Raw genomic sequence first — 15108 nt, 5'->3', positions numbered from 1 at the left:
GGTAAGGTCGGTTTGTGGCTATCGACCTTGGCGACTGGACGACCGATCCCGACGACGCGGTGCGCGAAGTGCTGCTCGCGGTCAAAGCGACTGACGGACGCCCCGAGGTCGACCCGGCCGGACCGTTGCCGCGCGAATTCGAAGGCGGACTGCATCTTCTCGCCCGCTTCGACGGCGCGCCCGCGGGATACGTCCACCTTGACACCGAAGGCGATTCCCACGGCCATCAGGTCGCGGAGCTTTTCGTGCACCCGGATTTCCGGCGTCGTGGCGTCGGCACCGCGCTCGCGCAGGCGGTAGTCGAGCGCGCCGACAAGGGTTTGCGCGTGTGGGCACACGGCGATCACCCCGGTGCGGCGGCGATCGCGGCGAAACTCGGCCTCGGCAGGCAGCGCGAACTGTTGATCCTGCACGTCGACGTTGCCGATGCGGATTGGCCGGAACCGGTGCTGCGCAACGGTTTCCGGCTGCGCACCTTCGTTCCCGGGCAGGACGAGGACGCGATGGTCGCGGTCAACGCGCGCGCGTTCGACTGGCACCCGGAACAGGGCGCGCTGACCGCCGCCGAGGTGCGCGCCGAGGAACTCCAGGCCTGGTTCGACCCGGCGGGCTTCTTCCTCGCGGAGAACGAGAACGGCGAGGTCGCCGGCTTCCACTGGACGAAGGTGCACGACCCGGTTCCCGGCCGGTTCGACGGAGGCCCGGTCGGGGAGGTCTACGTGGTCGGCGTCGATCCTGCTACTCAGGGTAGTGGGCTCGGCAAGGCGCTGACCTTGGCCGGACTCCGCTACCTGCGCTCTCGGGGACTACCGAGGGTGATCCTCTACGTCGAGGGCGACAACGCCGCGGCATTGGCTGTGTACAACAAGCTGGGGTTCCAGCGTTTCGAGACCGACGTTCAGTACGGTGAGTGATCACGGTCGACCCGACCGGTGACCCGTGTTACTTTCTGCGTACTGGCAGGTCACGAGCAGGCCACGGCACCCGTTCGGGGTAGTAGTCCTGCTCACAAACGGTGACTTGTTCACCTGCCGTTCATGCAACCAAGGACGCCCGTCCACCGAGGCTGCCTAGTGTCCGGTTCCGGTGCGGCTCACTCGCCGCCAATCCCGACCGGATTCAAAAAGGCACATCTCCGAGTGGAGGAAATGCAGTGAAGATCATGCGGCCCCTGGGTGCCGTCGGCATCGTGGCGAGCGCCGCGCTCGTCCTCGCCGCTTGTGGCTCCGACCCCTCGGCGTCGAGCAGCGGCTCGGGCTCGAACTCCGCCGCTCCCGCCGCCACCGGAACCGCCCAGGTCGACTGCGGGGGCAAGAGCCCGCTTTCCGCTGAGGGCTCGACGGCCCAGAAGAACGCCATCGAGGTGTTCAACCAGGCCTACAACAAGAAGTGCAACGGCCAGAAGGTGAACTACAACGGCACCGGCTCCGGCGCGGGCGTCAAGCAGTTCAACGCCAACCAGGTCGACTTCGGCGGTTCGGACTCGCCGATCAAGGACGCCGACCTCGAGGCCGCCACCAAGCGCTGCGGTTCGCCCGCGCTGAACATCCCGCTGGTCGTCGGCCCGATCGCGGTCGGCTACCACCTGTCCGGCGTGGACAACCTGACGCTGACCCCGCAGGTCATCGCCAAGATCTTCAACGGCGGCATCAAGAACTGGAACGACCCGGCCATCAAGGCGGTCAAGGGCAACGAGAGCCTGAACCTGCCGGACAAGCCGATCCAGGTCGTCTCCCGCTCGGAGGAGTCGGGCACCACCGACAACTTCCAGAAGTACCTCGGCGCGGCTGCCAAGGACGTCTGGACCCAGGGTGCGGGCAAGAAGTTCAACGGCGGCGTCGGCAACGGTGCGCAGGGCTCGAACGGTGTCGCGAGCACCGTCAAGGGCGCCGACGGCTCGATCACCTACGTGGAGAGCGCGTTCGCCAAGGACGGCGTCACCCCGGCCAAGATCGACAGCGGCTCCGGCGGCGTCGAGCTGAACGCGCAGAACGTGGCCAAGTCGCTGGACGCCGCGAAGTTCTACCACCCGGGCACCAACGACCTGGCGATGGACCTCAACGGCATCTACTCCAGCAACGTGCCGGGCGCCTACCCGCTGCTGCTGACCACGTACGAGATCGTGTGCTCCAAGTACTCGAACCCGGACGTCGCGAAGGCCGTCAAGGCGTTCCTGACGGTGGCCGCCACCGAGGGCCAGCAGCCGCTGTCGGCGAAGGGCTACGTGCCGATCCCGCAGAGCCTCCAGGACAAGGTGCTGAAGGCCGTCAAGGAAATTTCCTGAGCGACTACCTAGCTGGTACGAAGGCTGACTAGAGACTGTCGATGAGCGACCAATCCTCGACGCGAACGCCCACCGGCGACCCCGGTGGGCGTTCGTCGTCCGCCCGAGCGTTCCCGGAGGATCCGATTTCGGACAAGCCACCCGCGCCGGCGCCGGAAGCGCCGCCCGCGCGGAAGAAGCCGACGAAGGTGCGAGCCGGTGACCGCATCTTCCAGAACCTGACCACCGGGGCCGGGATCTTCGTCGTCGCCCTGATCGCCTTGATCGGGATTTTCCTGGTCGTCCAGGCGATTCCGGCGCTGAAGGCGGACAAGGTCAACTTCCTGTTCAACCACGGGTGGTCGACGAACGACCCGGCGAACATGGCGTTCGGCATCGCCGACCTCGCCGAGGTCACCGTGGCGACCTCGCTGGTGGCGCTGATCATCGCGATGCCGATCTCGCTGGGCATCGCGCTGTTCCTCACCCAGTACGCGCCCGCGAAGCTGGCCCGGCCGTTCGCCTACGTCGTGGATCTGCTCGCCGCGGTGCCGTCGATCATTTTCGGCCTGTGGGGCATTCTCGTGTTCGCGCCCGCGATCGAACCGTTTTCCGAGTGGGTCAACAGCACCTTCTCGTGGATTCCGATTTTCGCGCCGGGCAACATCGCGCCGAACGTGCGCGGCACCATTTTCACCGCCGGAATCGTGCTGGCGGTGATGATCCTGCCGATCATCACGTCGCTGACCCGCGAGGTTTTCGAGCGCACGCCGACCGCGCAGGTCGAGGGCGCGCTCGCGCTCGGGGCCACGCGCTGGGAGGTCATCCGCACCACGGTGCTGCCGTTCGGCAAGGCCGGTTTCGTCGGCGCGTCGATGCTCGGTCTCGGCCGCGCGCTCGGTGAAACCATTGCGCTGGCGGTGATTCTGCTGATCCCGCAGGGACGCAACTTCGACTGGAGCCTCTTCGACGGCGGCGCGACGTTCGCGTCGAAGATCGCCCAGAACTACAGCGAGTTCAACAACCCGACCTCGGCCGGCGCCTACATCGCGGCCGGCCTGGTGCTGTTCGTGCTGACGTTCCTGGTCAACTTCGCCGCCCGCTCGATCGTCGGCAAGAAGGGGGAGTGACCGTGTCGACCACCCTCGAACGACCCGCGACGACACCGGCTTTCCAGCAGGTGAGCGCGGTCCGCAAGGTCAAGAACGGCGTGGCCACCGTGCTGGTGTGGCTGTCGTTCCTGATCGCCGTGATCCCGCTGGTGTGGGTGCTGTACACGGTGATCGCCAACGGGATCAAGCGGATCCCGTACACCAACTGGTGGGGCCAGGACTTCGGTTCGGTGCTCGGCGACGAGGTCGGCGGCGGCGTGCTGCACGCGATCATCGGCACCCTGCTTCAGGGCCTGGTGTGCGCGGTCATCTCGGTGCCGATCGGCCTGCTGGTCGCGATTTACCTCGTCGAGTACGGCCGCGGCAAGCTGGCCAAGGCCACCACGTTCATGGTGGACATCCTCTCCGGTGTTCCGTCCATTGTGGCCGCGCTGTTCATTTACGCGCTGTGGGTCACCACGCTCGGCCTGCCGCGCAGCGGGTTCGCGGTGTCGCTCGCCTTGGTGCTGCTGATGATCCCGGTGGTCGTGCGCTCCGCGGAGGAAATGCTGCGTATCGTGCCGGACGACCTGCGCGAGGCCTCTTACGCGCTGGGCGTTCCGAAGTGGAAGACGATCATGAAGATCGTGCTTCCGACCGCGCTGTCGGGCATTCTCGGCGGCATCATGATGGCGCTCGCCCGCGTGATGGGCGAAACCGCGCCGCTGCTGGTGCTCGTCGGGTACACGTCCTACGTCAACTGGAACATCTTCAGCGGGGAGCAGGCGTCGCTTCCGTTGGTGATGAACAACGAACGCGCCACCAACTCGATGGACCCCGGCAGCGTCGGCTTCGACCGGATCTGGGGAGCCGCGCTGACCCTGGTGCTCATCATCGCCGTGATCAACCTGCTCGCCACGGTCCTTTCCCGCATCGTCGCCCCGAAGAAGAAGTGAGTCATGGCCAAGCGAATCGACGTCAAAGACCTGGACATCTACTACGGCAAGTTCCACGCGGTGGACAGCGTCACGCTGAACGTCCCGCCGCGGAACGTGACCGCGTTCATCGGGCCGTCGGGTTGCGGCAAGTCGACCGTGCTGCGCACGCTGAACCGGATGCACGAGGTCATTCCCGGCGCGCGCGTCGACGGCCAGGTGCTGCTGGACGGGGAGGACATCTACGCGTCGGCGGTGGACCCGGTGCAGGTGCGCCGCACCATCGGCATGGTGTTCCAGCGGCCGAACCCGTTCCCCACGATGTCCATTAAGGACAATGTGGTGGCCGGGCTCCGCCTCGGCGGGGTGAAGAGCCGCAAGCAGCTCGACGAGGTCGCCGAGCGCGCGCTGCGCGGCGCGAACCTGTGGAACGAGGTCAAGGACCGGCTGAACAAGCCGGGCGGCGGCCTTTCCGGCGGTCAGCAGCAGCGGCTCTGCATCGCGCGGGCGATCGCGGTGCAGCCGGACGTGCTGCTGATGGACGAGCCGTGTTCGGCGCTGGACCCGATCTCGACGCTCGCGATCGAGGATCTGATCGGCGAGCTGAAGAAGGACTACACGATCGTCATCGTGACGCACAACATGCAGCAGGCGGCGCGGGTTTCGGACCAGACCGCGTTCTTCAACCTGGCCGGTGTCGGCCAGCCCGGCCGGCTGATCGAGCTGAACGACACGGAGAAGATCTTCTCCAACCCGGACGAGAAGGCCACCGAGGACTACATCTCGGGCCGCTTCGGCTGATTCCACTGTGGACGGACGCCCTGGTTTTCCGGCCAGGGCGGCCATTTTGTTTTCCGCGCACTAAAAAACCGCCGCCCCGCTTGTACGGCCGGGCGGCGGTTTCGCTGTGCTGGCTCAGATGGTCAGGTCTTCGTCGTCGGTGCCGTAGCCGGGCATCCGGCCGGTGACCACGAAAATCATCCGCTTGGCGACGGACACCGCGTGGTCGGCGTAGCGCTCGTAGAAGCGGCCGAGCAGCGTGACGTCGACCGCTGAGGCGACGCCGTGCGGCCATTCGCGGTCCATCAGCACGGTGAACAGGTGCCGGTGCAGGTCGTCGACCTGGTCGTCCTCAGCCTCGAGGTCCTTGGCCGCGGACACGTCCTTGGTCTTGATGATCGCCTCGACCTGGCGGGCGAGCTTCACCGCGGCCCGGCCCATCTCGGCGAAGTAGGGCTTGACCGCCTCCGGCAGCACCGGGTCTGGGTGGCGGCGGCGGGCGGCCTTGGCGACGTGCAGGGCGAGATCTCCCATGCGCTCCAGGCTTTCCGCCGCGTGGATGGCGGCGAGCACGGTGCGCAGATCGGTCGCGACCGGGGCCTGCAGCGCCAGCAGCGCGTACGCCTGCTCCTCGCATTCGGCGCGCGCGTCGTCCACCTTCGCGTCGTCGCTGATCACCTGCTCGGCGAGGCCGAGGTCGACCTCCAGCAGTGCTTTGGTGGCCCGCTCCATGGCGTCGGCAACCTGGACCGACATCGCGGCCAGGTTTTCGGCGAGCTGATCGAGTTCGACATGGTAGGCCTCACGCATGACCACACCCTACGACGTGGACTGTCCGAATACCGCATCGCTGGGTGAACCGCGTATGAACCCCGTCTAACGAATCCGGAGTGCTCAGCCGGTGTTGGCGGTTTTGCCGGAACCGGCGTTCGCGGGCGGCGCGCTGGCCGCGGTTCCGGCGGGCTGGTTGCCCGGCAGCGGAGTGTTGTCGCGCAACGCGTCGAAGAGGCTCTTGGTCTTTTCCTGCACCAGAACTTCGTTGCCGCGCTTGTTGGGCAGGCCAACGGTGGGCACGGTCAGGAAGTTGATGTTGGCCGGGTCGAGCCCGCGCATCGATTGCGCGAGTGTCATCATCTGCTGCACGCCGAGGTTGTCGCCGAACGTGGCGTGCGCGAACGCGGTGATGAATCCGGACAGTTTCCCGGGATCCAGCACGACATCCGAAGACATGACCTTCTTCAGCAGCGCCCCGATGAACGCCTGCTGCCGCTTGATCCGGCCGTAGTCGGAGGTCGGGTCGCCGACGACGTGCCGGGCACGCACGTAACTCAGCGCCTGGTCGCCGGTAATGGTCACGTCGCCGGTTTCGAGCAGCACCTTGCCGAGCGTGGTGTCGACGATCGGTTTCTCGTTGTGCACGGTCACCCCGTGCACCGCGTCGACCATTTCCTTGAACCCGTTGAAATCGATGCCGACGAAGTGGTTGATCCGCAGCCCGGTGATTTTCTGGATCACCTTCGTCATGCATTGCGGGCCGCCGACCGCGTAGGCAGTGTTGAGCTTGGCGATCTTCTGCTCGCGCACGACCTCGTCGGTAGTCTGCGATTTCGCCGGATCCCACCGGTTGCAATCCGGCCGGTCGATTTCCAGGTCTCGCGGGAACGAAACGACCACGACCCGCTTCCGGTCCGCGGGAACGTGCGCCACCATCACCGTGTCCGACCGCGCGCCCGGGATATTGGACGCGTCCCCGACATTTTCTTCAGACGATGCGCCGTCGCGGGAATCGGAGCCGACCATGAGGAAGTTCTCGTCGTTGGCCTGCGCGTCGGCGTTCTGGATGTCTGAGGAGTTTTCGTCCAGCGCGGACACCTGAGCGAATTTGGCGTCAAACCAGGTAACCGCACCCCACGCGACGCCCGTGCCAATGAAGATGAGCGCGACAACCACGATCAACGCAATCCGCCCGATCCGGACGTTGCGCGCGGTATGCCGCTGTTTCTTCTCCTGCAGCCGAGTCTGCTCCGGCTTTTCGGCAGGCTGCTCTTCTTCCTCTTCCTTGTCGAGCAATACCACCCGCTGCAACGCAGTCCGAGTCTGCTCGAACAAAGCCATCGACCGGGTAGTGAGCCGCTCCCGCCGCTCCCGACGCTTCGCTTCCTCAGCGGCGGCGTCATCATGCGCGGCGGAGAACCGAGCGAGACTGTGATCGATCTTGCGACGGTACTGAGTCGCCTCGTCGATCGCCTCCATCTCGTCGGTCATGGTGAGCGGATCCATCTCCGCCCGAACCGCCGCGGCCGGCCGAGCCGGGGTCCGCCGAGGCCGCTTGCCATTCGGCCCCTCGACGGCCTGACTCAGCTGAGTACGCTCCGGATCAACGGCGGGTTTCGCCGCCGGACTGAGCTGCGTCTGCTCGGCGTCCTCGGCCGCTACGGTGCCGAGCCCGATCCCCTTTACCGGGGTGAACTGCGTCCGATCCGCTGCGAGCGGCTGCTTTCCGTCTACGGCTGGGCTGAGCTGAGTCCGCTCGGCCTCCGGACCACCCTGCGGCCGACCATTCGGCCCGGGCCTGCGACGGGGGCGGCCGCGCTGCGGACGTTCGTTGTCCAGGTCACCGTCGAGGGCTGGGCTGAGTTGGGTTCGTTCGGGGTCTTGGGTTTTGTTTCGGACGCCCTCTTGCTGAGGGCCTTGTACTCCTGCGCCGCGACCGTCGCGGGCCGGGTTGAGCTGGGTTCGTTCCGGGCCTTGCGCCGCACCGCGGGCACCATCCAGCGCAGGGTTGAGCTGAGTTCGTTCCGGGCCCTGTGCTGCGTTCCGGCCGCCCTCTAGCGCTGCGACGCGGCCGCCGTCCAGCGCGGGGCTGAGCTGAGTCCGCTCAAGACCCTGCGCTGCGTTCCGACCACCGTCCGGCACCGGGCCGAGCTGAGTCCGCTCAGCCCCCTGAGCCGCGCTCCGGCCACCATCCGGCGCAGGCCCGCGCCGCGGACGTTCCGGTCGACGCGAACGTCCGGAACCGGCGTCGTCACCGTCCAGCGCAGGGCTGATCTGGGTCTGCTCAAGCCCCTGAGCCGCAGCCAGCCCCGGCCCATCCGGCGCGCCACCTCGCCCACGCCGCGGAGCCTGCCCGTTGCGCCCATGCTCAACCTGCTTGCCCCGCACCCGATCCGGCTCAAGCGCCGGACTCAGTTGCGTCCGCTCAAATTCGTCCTCGGGTTCCGCCCCGCCAGGCACGCCGTCGAGGTCGGGTCGCCGCCCGGCCGGTCCAGGACCCGCCACCCGTCGACGAGGTGTGTTCGGCCCCGGTACTCGGTGCCCACCGGAGTCCTGCCCAGCCGCGCGCGGCCCGTCAGGCTCGATCGGCAGCGCCGCCTCAGGCCCAGCCATCGGCAGCCCGGCAACTTCCGGTCCAGCCGCCCGTCGCCTCGGCGGACCAGGCCTTCGCGGCCCGCCCGATTCCGGCCCAGGTACCCGATGGCCGCCAGAGTCCTGCCCCGGCGCTCGCTGCACGTCGGGTTCGATCGGAAGCGCCGCCGAATCAGTTATCCGCCGCCCTTGCTCGGCGGACCTCCGCTGCGCTGCAGGCCCCGCGGAATCGGGCCCGCCCAATTCCAGCCCAGGCGCGTCCGCTTCAGCCCGTCCAGGAGCACTCTCCGCACCGTGCGGACGCCGAGGCCCAGGCGGCTCCGGCGAAACCGGAACGCCGCCCCCTTGCCGAGGCCGAGGCGGAAGCCCATCCGCCCGCCGACGCCGCGGCCGCGCCCCCAGCTCCGGAGAGACACCCTCGGCACTCCCAGGCTGCCCGCCTACCGGTCCCTGCCCAGACTCGACCGCACGACGCCCCCGCGGTTCGCCCGCCCCACCGTGCGATTCCACCGACGAAGCTTCAGACCCACCAGCCCCCATCACCGGAGACCCGCCGGGCCCCCCGCGACGCCCAGCTACGTCCTCGGCCTGCTGGCCACCGCGACGACCAGGCCGAGAGTCACCAAGCTCAGAATCCGGCGCGGCATGCCGGGTCTCCCCGCGGCCGTCGACTGGTCGAGCCCGCCGACCACCAGGTGCCGGGTAGCCACTTTCGCCAAGCCCTTCCCCCGACTCGACCTGCTCCCGCCGCCTGCCAGAACCATCCGGGTCGCCGACGCCGTCCGGTACCGCTCCGCCAAAAAGCGCCCGCCCACCCACTCGCGCAGGCCCGGCACCGCTGTCGACGTCCGAACCGCCTCGACGTCCGCCAGAAAGACCAGCGTCGCCACTGCGCCGGTCACCGCCCCCGTTCGGGCTCCCCAGCGCGGGTACGTCATCCGCCGGTCCGCTAACTCCGGTGCGCTCGGGACCGTCAGCTACCTCTCGGCTGTGCCGATTGCCGACACCGCCGAGACCATTGACCCGCCCATTCCCGCCAGCCGATCCGGCATCGTCTTCTGCCGCCCCGCCACGTCGGCTGCCTCGGCCGTTCGCGCGCCTGCCGACCGAATCAGCGTCGTTCCCGACAGACTCGCCGTGCCTGCTGCCGACTTCGCCGGCGTGTCCGTTCGCCCATCCGCCAGTTAGCGCGACGTCGCCATCCGCAGGTCCTGCTCCGTTGGCGTGCCCGTTCGCCCGCCCGCCAGTTGATGGGATGTCGCCGTCCGCTGGTTCGCCGTGCCGACTGCCTGCTCCGTTGGCGTGCCCGTTCCTCCGCCCGCCAGTTGATGCGACGTCGCCATCCGCCGGTTCGCTATGCCGGCTCCCGACCCCGTTGGCCCATCCACCAGCTGATGCGGCGTCGTCGGCAGGCTCACCGTGCCGCCCACCGATTCCGTTGGCGTGCCCGTTCGCGCGTCCGTCAACCGGCGCGTCGTCCGCGGGCTCGCTGTGTCGCTTGGCCCGCCTGCCGATCGAGCCGGTTTCTCCGCCAACCGCCTCACCGTGGCGGTTGCCGCCCCCGTTGACGTGCCCGTTCGCTCGTCCACCGGCTGGCGCAGCGTCGCCTTCCGCAGGTTCGCCGTGCCGCCCGCCAACCCCATTGACCTGCCCATTCGCCAGGCCACCCAGATCCGAGCCGTCTCCCGGCCCAGCATGCCTGCTGCCGACCCCGTTGGCGTGCCCATTCGCCCGCCGTCGACCCGGATCGGCGGGCAACCCAGCGCGGCCGTTCGTCCCCGGAGAACCGGCGTCCGGCTCCGCTCGGCGACGCCCCGGCTCAGGGCGCTCGGCGTCCGCGCGGCGACGGCCGGGTTCTGCGCGGCGGGTGCCCGGTTCCGCGAGCCGGCTCACCGGCTCCGCATGCCGTGTTCCGGGGTCCTCGGTGAAGGCGGGTCGTTCGCCGGTGTGCCGCGCGACCACGTCGGACACGCTGATGCCGCCGTGAGTGTCCATCGAACGGCGACGTCCGCCGCGGGGGCGAGCCGTGGTGTCGGAATGGCGACCGGTGCCGGGGGTGTTGCGCTCGTCGGGCACTCGGTCTCCTCTCGCACGTCAGGCGCCAGGCTGGGGCGGCTTACCTTTGAACACCCGGCGGCTTCGCCGGGTCTCCCAGGACTCGTCGTACCGGGGGAGCTTTTCGTTATCGTACGGATACCCGCCGTTCGTGACGACACCCTCCCGCGAATTTCTTCACCATGCGTCGCCCTAAGGCGCACTGAAGCGGACGAACAGGTGAAGATCGGGTTCAGTGAATGGAGTAATCGCAGACGTGCGTTACTCAGAGTGCGTAATTACCTGCGCGGTCTCGCGGTCGTGGAAAGCGACCTTGTTGCGTCCTGCCCGCTTCGCGGCGTAAAGGAGATTGTCGGCTCGATGGAGCTGACGCGGCCCGGATTCGGTGCCGTGTGCGAGGCCGACGCTGATCGTAACCCGCAGGCCTGGCCGGAGTTCTGACCAGGGGTGACGGGCGACCCGACGGCGCGCGGCGTCGGCGACCCGGACGGCGCCCCGGTGATCGATTCCCGGCAGGACAAGAGCGAATTCCTCGCCGCCGTACCGTGCGCAGAACGCATCGGCGGGCAGTCCCTCTTGCAGGAGATCGGCGACCCGGCAGAGGACGCGGTCGCCGAGAAGGTGACCGTACGTATCGTTCACGGACTTGAACCGGTCGAGGTCGACCAGGGCGACGGCCACCGCCGCGGGCAGTTCAGGCAGTCGCTGGTCGAGGTACCGGCGGTTGTAGCTCGAGGTGAGCGGGTCGCGCAGGCTGCCCGCCCGCGCGATGTCGAGCGCGGAGCGCAGGTGCCGGTAGGCCCGCCGCCAGTCGCCGCGCGTCGCGAACAGGTCCGCGATGGACTCGTGCAACGTGAGCAAGTCGGGCGCGGTCTCCCCCGTTCCGAGCTCGTCGTCCGCCGACACTCTGACCTCCGCCACTCCATCGTTTTCGTCGTAAAGGAGCGGTGGCTTGAGTCATCGGTACGTTCGAAGGTGAATTTCGCTCAAGTGGACGACGGACTTCCGCTGATGTCACGCAGCGCAGTTCTTCGCTCAGAGCGCGGAGAAGGGCTTTTTGTCCTTGAGCTGCGCGAATTGATCACGTGCCCAGTAACTCGCGTCAGTCGTCGGATCCGTGATCCACTGTGTGTAATCGGCCCAGGAAATCCACCGCCAGCCGCCTACTTCTTCCGGATTCGGCCGCGGATCGACGTCCGTCCAGGCGGCGAACACCGGACAGAACTCGTTCTCCACGATCCCCTGGAAGGGCGGCGTGCGGTAGCGGTACGTGGGCAGCACGCACTCGAGGTCGTCGAGTTCGGAGAGTCCGAGCTCGTACGAAGCCCGCCGGCGTACGGCGCTCTCCAGCGCTTCGGCGGGTGCCGGGTGACCGCACACGCTGTTGGTCCACACGCCAGGCCACACCTTCTTGTGCAGCGCTCGCTGGGTGATCAGCAGGGCGTTGTCCGAACGGCGCAGGACGTAGCAGGAGAACGCGAGGTGCAGCCGCGTCTCCGCGTGGTGACTGGCGAGCTTCGGCCCGGTCTCCCCGGTCGGCACGCCGTCCTCGGTCACGAAGACGACGCGTTCGGTTTCGGCTTCAGTGCTGGTGTCCACTCCGGATACTGAACACCACGCACGAACCGGCCGATACCGCGAGCCGGGTGGCCGTTTCGCCCGATTCGAGTGTCAGGCCTTCACGGACCGCTCGAATCTCCCGCCCATCGGACACCCCACCGAACGGCGACGCAGGCGAAACCCGGTGTCACCGGCTGCCGAGATGCTCGACGATCAGCGAGGTCAATGCCTCCGGCGCTTCCTCCGCTACCCAGTGCGACACCTCCTCCAGCATCTCGAACCGGTACGGCCCGGTGCACCAATTCGCGGTGTCGAGCGCGGCAGTGGAACCGAAGGCGACGTCCTCTGTGGACCACACGTACATCGCCGGCACCGAGACCTTGCCGATCTTCCCGCCCGGACGGCCCGCTCGATACCAGTTCAGCGCCGCGGTGAGCGCGCCTGGCTCGGACAGCCGTTGCACGTACTCGTCGATCTTGCTCGGCGGGATGCGCCGGTCGAAGATGTCGCGCAGCGCCTTGGCGTTGTCGGCCAGCATGCGGCGCTCGGTCGCGGGCGTCTGGCGCCATTCCGTCATGTAGGCCGACCGCAGGTGCTGGTCCTCGTCGGTCCGCATCGCCTCGGCGAGCGCGCCCGGGTGCGGAGTGGACACCACGGTGACGCTGCGCAGGCGCTCTGGGTGCTCGTCGGCCGTCCACCAAGCGACCGCGCCGCCCCAGTCGTGGCCGACCAGGTCGAACTTGCTCCAGCCAAGCGTGTCCGCCATCGCGACGACATCGGACACCAGCGTCGTGATGCCGTATTCCTCCGGGCGCTCGGGCCGCACGTCCGGCGAATACCCGCGCTGATCCGGCGCGATCGCGCGGTAGCCGAGCACGCCGAGTGTCGCCACCTGGTGCTCCCACTCCACGGCGGCCTGGGGAAAGCCGTGCAGCAGCAGTACCGGGCGGCCGTCTTCAGGACCGGCGGCGATGGCGTCGAAGGATCCCGCGTCGGTCGGGATGGTCAGCTGGTCGATCACGAGACGCACTCTACGGACCGGCACCGACAGTTTTGGCCGGTCCCGCGCCAGCTCTGTGATGTGAGCTACACGGGAACAAATAAGTTGAGTCGTACGTTGGCAACTTTGCAAGGCTTGGTCAGCGCCCCAGCAGCTGGCCGCAGTTGTCCGAAAGGGGATTCGACAATGCTGATCCGCACCGACCCGTTCGCCCAGTTCGACCGTCTGACCCAGCAGTTCTTCGGCGGTCAGGGCACCGCGCCGCGCTCCGTCCCGATGGACGCCTACCGCGCCGGCGACGAGTACGTCATCCAGTTCGACCTCCCGGGGATCGCCCGCGACTCCATCGACGTGAGCGTCGAGCGCAACGTGCTTACCGTCCGCGCCGAGCGCACGCCGGTCGCGGTCGAGGACGCACAGGTCCAGGTGTCCGAGCGGCCGCGCGGCAAGTTCTCGCGCCAGCTGTTCCTCGGCGACACGCTCGACACCACGCGCATCGCCGCCGACTACGTCGACGGCGTGCTGACGCTGCGCATTCCGGTCGCCGAGAAGGCTCAGCCGCGCAAGATCACTGTTGGCGGCGCGCCGCAGGAGATCGACGCCTGAGTCGGCTGTACCCAAGTTGTCCTCAGGTTGTCCACAGTGGGTTGTGGATAACCTGGGGACACTTGCTATCTATGCAGGTCAGCGGTGGGTTTTCGGCTCGGCTGGCTGCCGTTTGCGTGCACGAAGTACTCCGCGCCGAGCGCGCACACCCGTGGTTGAGCCCCAAGCGCTCGTCGGGTAGATGTCGGCAAAGCTCAGCGTCGTTCTGGCCAGGCTGTGATCAGCCGCCGGAGTGCATGTCTTCGGCCTCGGGGACGCAATCGTCGTCCGGGTCGTCGAGCCAGCCGTGCGGGAGCGTCACCTTGCCCGGCGAGCCCTGCCGCCCGCGCGGTCCGGTCGCGGCGCTCGGGAACGGGGCGTCGTGGTCCAGCTGTGCGATCAGGTCGTCGAGCTGGTTCAGGCTCGTCACCATCGCGAAGCCGCGGCGGAGTTCGGAGCCGACCGGGAAGCCCATCAGGTACCAGGCCATGTGCTTGCGGATGTCGCGCATGGCCTTGTCCGGGCCGTCGTGCTCGATCAGCAGCTCTGTGTGCCGCCGCAGGACGCGCGCGACTTCGCCGAGGTTCGGCCCCTCCGGAATCTCCCGACCTTGGAAGGCGGCTTCCAGCTCGCCGAACAGCCACGGCCGGCCGAGGCAGCCGCGTCCGACGACGACGCCATCGCAGCCGGTTTCGCTGACCATGCGCAGGGCGTCGTCGGCGGAGAAGATGTCGCCGTTGCCCAGCACCGGGATGCTGGTGACCGCCTCTTTCAGCGCCGAGATCTTCGACCAGTCGGCCTGACCGGAGTAGCGCTGCGCGGCCGTGCGCGCGTGCAAGCTGACGGCAGCCGCGCCCTCGGCTTCGGCGATGCGCCCGGCGTCGAGGAAGGTTTGATGGTCGTCGTCGATGCCGACGCGGAACTTCACGGTGAACGGAACACCGCCCTCTGCCGCCGCCTTCGCCGACTCGCGCACGATGTCCGCGAACAGCCGCCGCTTGAACGGCAACGCCGCGCCACCGCCCTTCCGCGTCACCTTCGCGACCGGACAGCCGAAGTTCGAATCCACGTGGTCCGCGAGCCCCTCGCCGACGATGATCCGAACCGCTTCGGCCATCGTCTTCGGGTCGACCCCGTACAGCTGCATGGACCTCGGCTTTTCGTTCTCGCCGAAGGTCATCATGTGCATCGTGCCGGGGTGCCGCTCGACGACCGCACGGGCGGTGATCATCTCGCACACGTAGATGCCAGCGCCGTACTCCTGGCAGAGCTGCCGGAACGCCACGTTGGTGATGCCCGCCATCGGAGCGAGCACGACGGGAGGATCGACCTGGTAGGGGCCGATCTTCAACGTGGGCGCGCTCAACGTGGCAGTCACTCTTCCATTGTCGCCCGTGACGTACGGCACACGCATCCGGGCAGGTCGGTGGCCGCGAGACCATCTCGTGTCCAGCCTTTGAGTAGTGCTACGGA

13 protein-coding genes are annotated in these 15108 nt (G+C 68.0%); 6 read left to right on the top strand and 7 right to left on the bottom strand.

What is annotated here, in order from left to right; translation table 11 throughout:
• Positions 1 to 14: 14 nt before the first annotated feature.
• The 5 genes from mshD (at position 15) to pstB (ending at position 5090) form a co-directional block, all read left to right on the top strand.
• Positions 15 to 914 carry a mycothiol synthase gene (gene mshD / locus WA670_RS02200; protein ID WP_134727612.1) on the top strand — a complete coding sequence of 300 codons (900 nt, stop codon included), beginning with the start codon at positions 15 to 17 and terminating at the stop codon, positions 912 to 914.
• A gap of 239 nt (positions 915 to 1153) precedes the next feature.
• Positions 1154 to 2284, top strand: coding sequence for a phosphate ABC transporter substrate-binding protein PstS (gene pstS / locus WA670_RS02195; protein WP_037808611.1), 1131 nt, complete (start codon positions 1154 to 1156; stop codon positions 2282 to 2284).
• A 188-nt stretch (positions 2285 to 2472) separates the two neighbouring features.
• Positions 2473 to 3393 (top strand): phosphate ABC transporter permease subunit PstC, encoded by a 921-nt coding sequence (gene pstC / locus WA670_RS02190; RefSeq protein WP_037808608.1) that lies wholly within the window; start codon positions 2473 to 2475, stop codon positions 3391 to 3393.
• 2 nt (positions 3394 to 3395) lie between these two features.
• Positions 3396 to 4310, top strand: coding sequence for a phosphate ABC transporter permease PstA (gene pstA, locus WA670_RS02185; RefSeq protein WP_037808607.1), 915 nt, complete (start codon positions 3396 to 3398; stop codon positions 4308 to 4310).
• A 3-nt stretch (positions 4311 to 4313) separates the two neighbouring features.
• Positions 4314 to 5090: a phosphate ABC transporter ATP-binding protein PstB gene (pstB, locus tag WA670_RS02180; protein WP_009084706.1), complete on the top strand. Its 777-nt coding sequence runs from the start codon at positions 4314 to 4316 to the stop codon at positions 5088 to 5090.
• Positions 5091 to 5204: 114 nt separating this feature from the next.
• Here pstB and phoU read toward each other — a convergent pair whose 3' ends face one another.
• The 6 genes from phoU to WA670_RS02150 all read right to left on the bottom strand — a co-directional run bounded on the left by phoU (position 5205) and on the right by WA670_RS02150 (position 13071).
• Positions 5205 to 5879 (bottom strand): phosphate signaling complex protein PhoU, encoded by a 675-nt coding sequence (gene phoU, locus WA670_RS02175; RefSeq protein WP_037808604.1) that lies wholly within the window; start codon positions 5877 to 5879, stop codon positions 5205 to 5207.
• An 84-nt stretch (positions 5880 to 5963) separates the two neighbouring features.
• Positions 5964 to 7334 carry an LCP family protein gene (locus WA670_RS02170; RefSeq protein WP_240691208.1) on the bottom strand — a complete coding sequence of 457 codons (1371 nt, stop codon included), beginning with the start codon at positions 7332 to 7334 and terminating at the stop codon, positions 5964 to 5966.
• A gap of 1676 nt (positions 7335 to 9010) precedes the next feature.
• Positions 9011 to 9337: a hypothetical protein gene (locus WA670_RS02165; RefSeq protein ID WP_336156794.1), complete on the bottom strand. Its 327-nt coding sequence runs from the start codon at positions 9335 to 9337 to the stop codon at positions 9011 to 9013.
• Positions 9338 to 10751: 1414 nt separating this feature from the next.
• Complete coding sequence (locus WA670_RS02160; RefSeq protein WP_051172550.1) at positions 10752 to 11411, bottom strand: GGDEF domain-containing protein; 660 nt, start codon at positions 11409 to 11411, stop codon at positions 10752 to 10754.
• Between the two features lie 114 nt (positions 11412 to 11525).
• Positions 11526 to 12089 (bottom strand): isopentenyl-diphosphate Delta-isomerase, encoded by a 564-nt coding sequence (idi, locus tag WA670_RS02155; RefSeq protein ID WP_275292918.1) that lies wholly within the window; start codon positions 12087 to 12089, stop codon positions 11526 to 11528.
• A 148-nt stretch (positions 12090 to 12237) separates the two neighbouring features.
• A complete protein-coding gene (locus WA670_RS02150; protein ID WP_134662108.1) occupies positions 12238 to 13071 on the bottom strand; it encodes an alpha/beta fold hydrolase in 834 nt (277 codons plus the stop codon).
• Between the two features lie 165 nt (positions 13072 to 13236).
• Here WA670_RS02150 and WA670_RS02145 point away from each other — a divergent pair, with 165 nt between their 5' ends.
• Positions 13237 to 13656 (top strand): Hsp20/alpha crystallin family protein, encoded by a 420-nt coding sequence (locus WA670_RS02145; protein WP_134727607.1) that lies wholly within the window; start codon positions 13237 to 13239, stop codon positions 13654 to 13656.
• Between the two features lie 220 nt (positions 13657 to 13876).
• Here WA670_RS02145 and dusB read toward each other — a convergent pair whose 3' ends face one another.
• Positions 13877 to 15049: a tRNA dihydrouridine synthase DusB gene (dusB, locus tag WA670_RS02140; RefSeq protein ID WP_336156788.1), complete on the bottom strand. Its 1173-nt coding sequence runs from the start codon at positions 15047 to 15049 to the stop codon at positions 13877 to 13879.
• Positions 15050 to 15108 lie beyond the last annotated feature (59 nt).

Source organism: Amycolatopsis sp. VC5-11 (assembly GCF_037034185.1).
Taxonomy (GTDB): domain Bacteria; phylum Actinomycetota; class Actinomycetes; order Mycobacteriales; family Pseudonocardiaceae; genus Amycolatopsis; species Amycolatopsis nivea.
This window is presented reverse-complemented; position numbering and strand designations above follow the sequence as displayed.

Bases quoted from the DNA above. Each gene is read 5' to 3' on its own strand.
- pstB (WP_009084706.1), top strand. From the start codon at position 4,314: ATGGCCAAGCGAATCGACGTCAAAGACCTGGACATCTACTACGGCAAG.
- phoU (WP_037808604.1), bottom strand. From the start codon at position 5,879: ATGCGTGAGGCCTACCATGTCGAACTCGATCAGCTCGCCGAAAACCTG.
- WA670_RS02170 (WP_240691208.1), bottom strand. From the start codon at position 7,334: ATGACCGACGAGATGGAGGCGATCGACGAGGCGACTCAGTACCGTCGC.
- WA670_RS02145 (WP_134727607.1), top strand. From the start codon at position 13,237: ATGCTGATCCGCACCGACCCGTTCGCCCAGTTCGACCGTCTGACCCAG.
- dusB (WP_336156788.1), bottom strand. From the start codon at position 15,049: ATGCGTGTGCCGTACGTCACGGGCGACAATGGAAGAGTGACTGCCACG.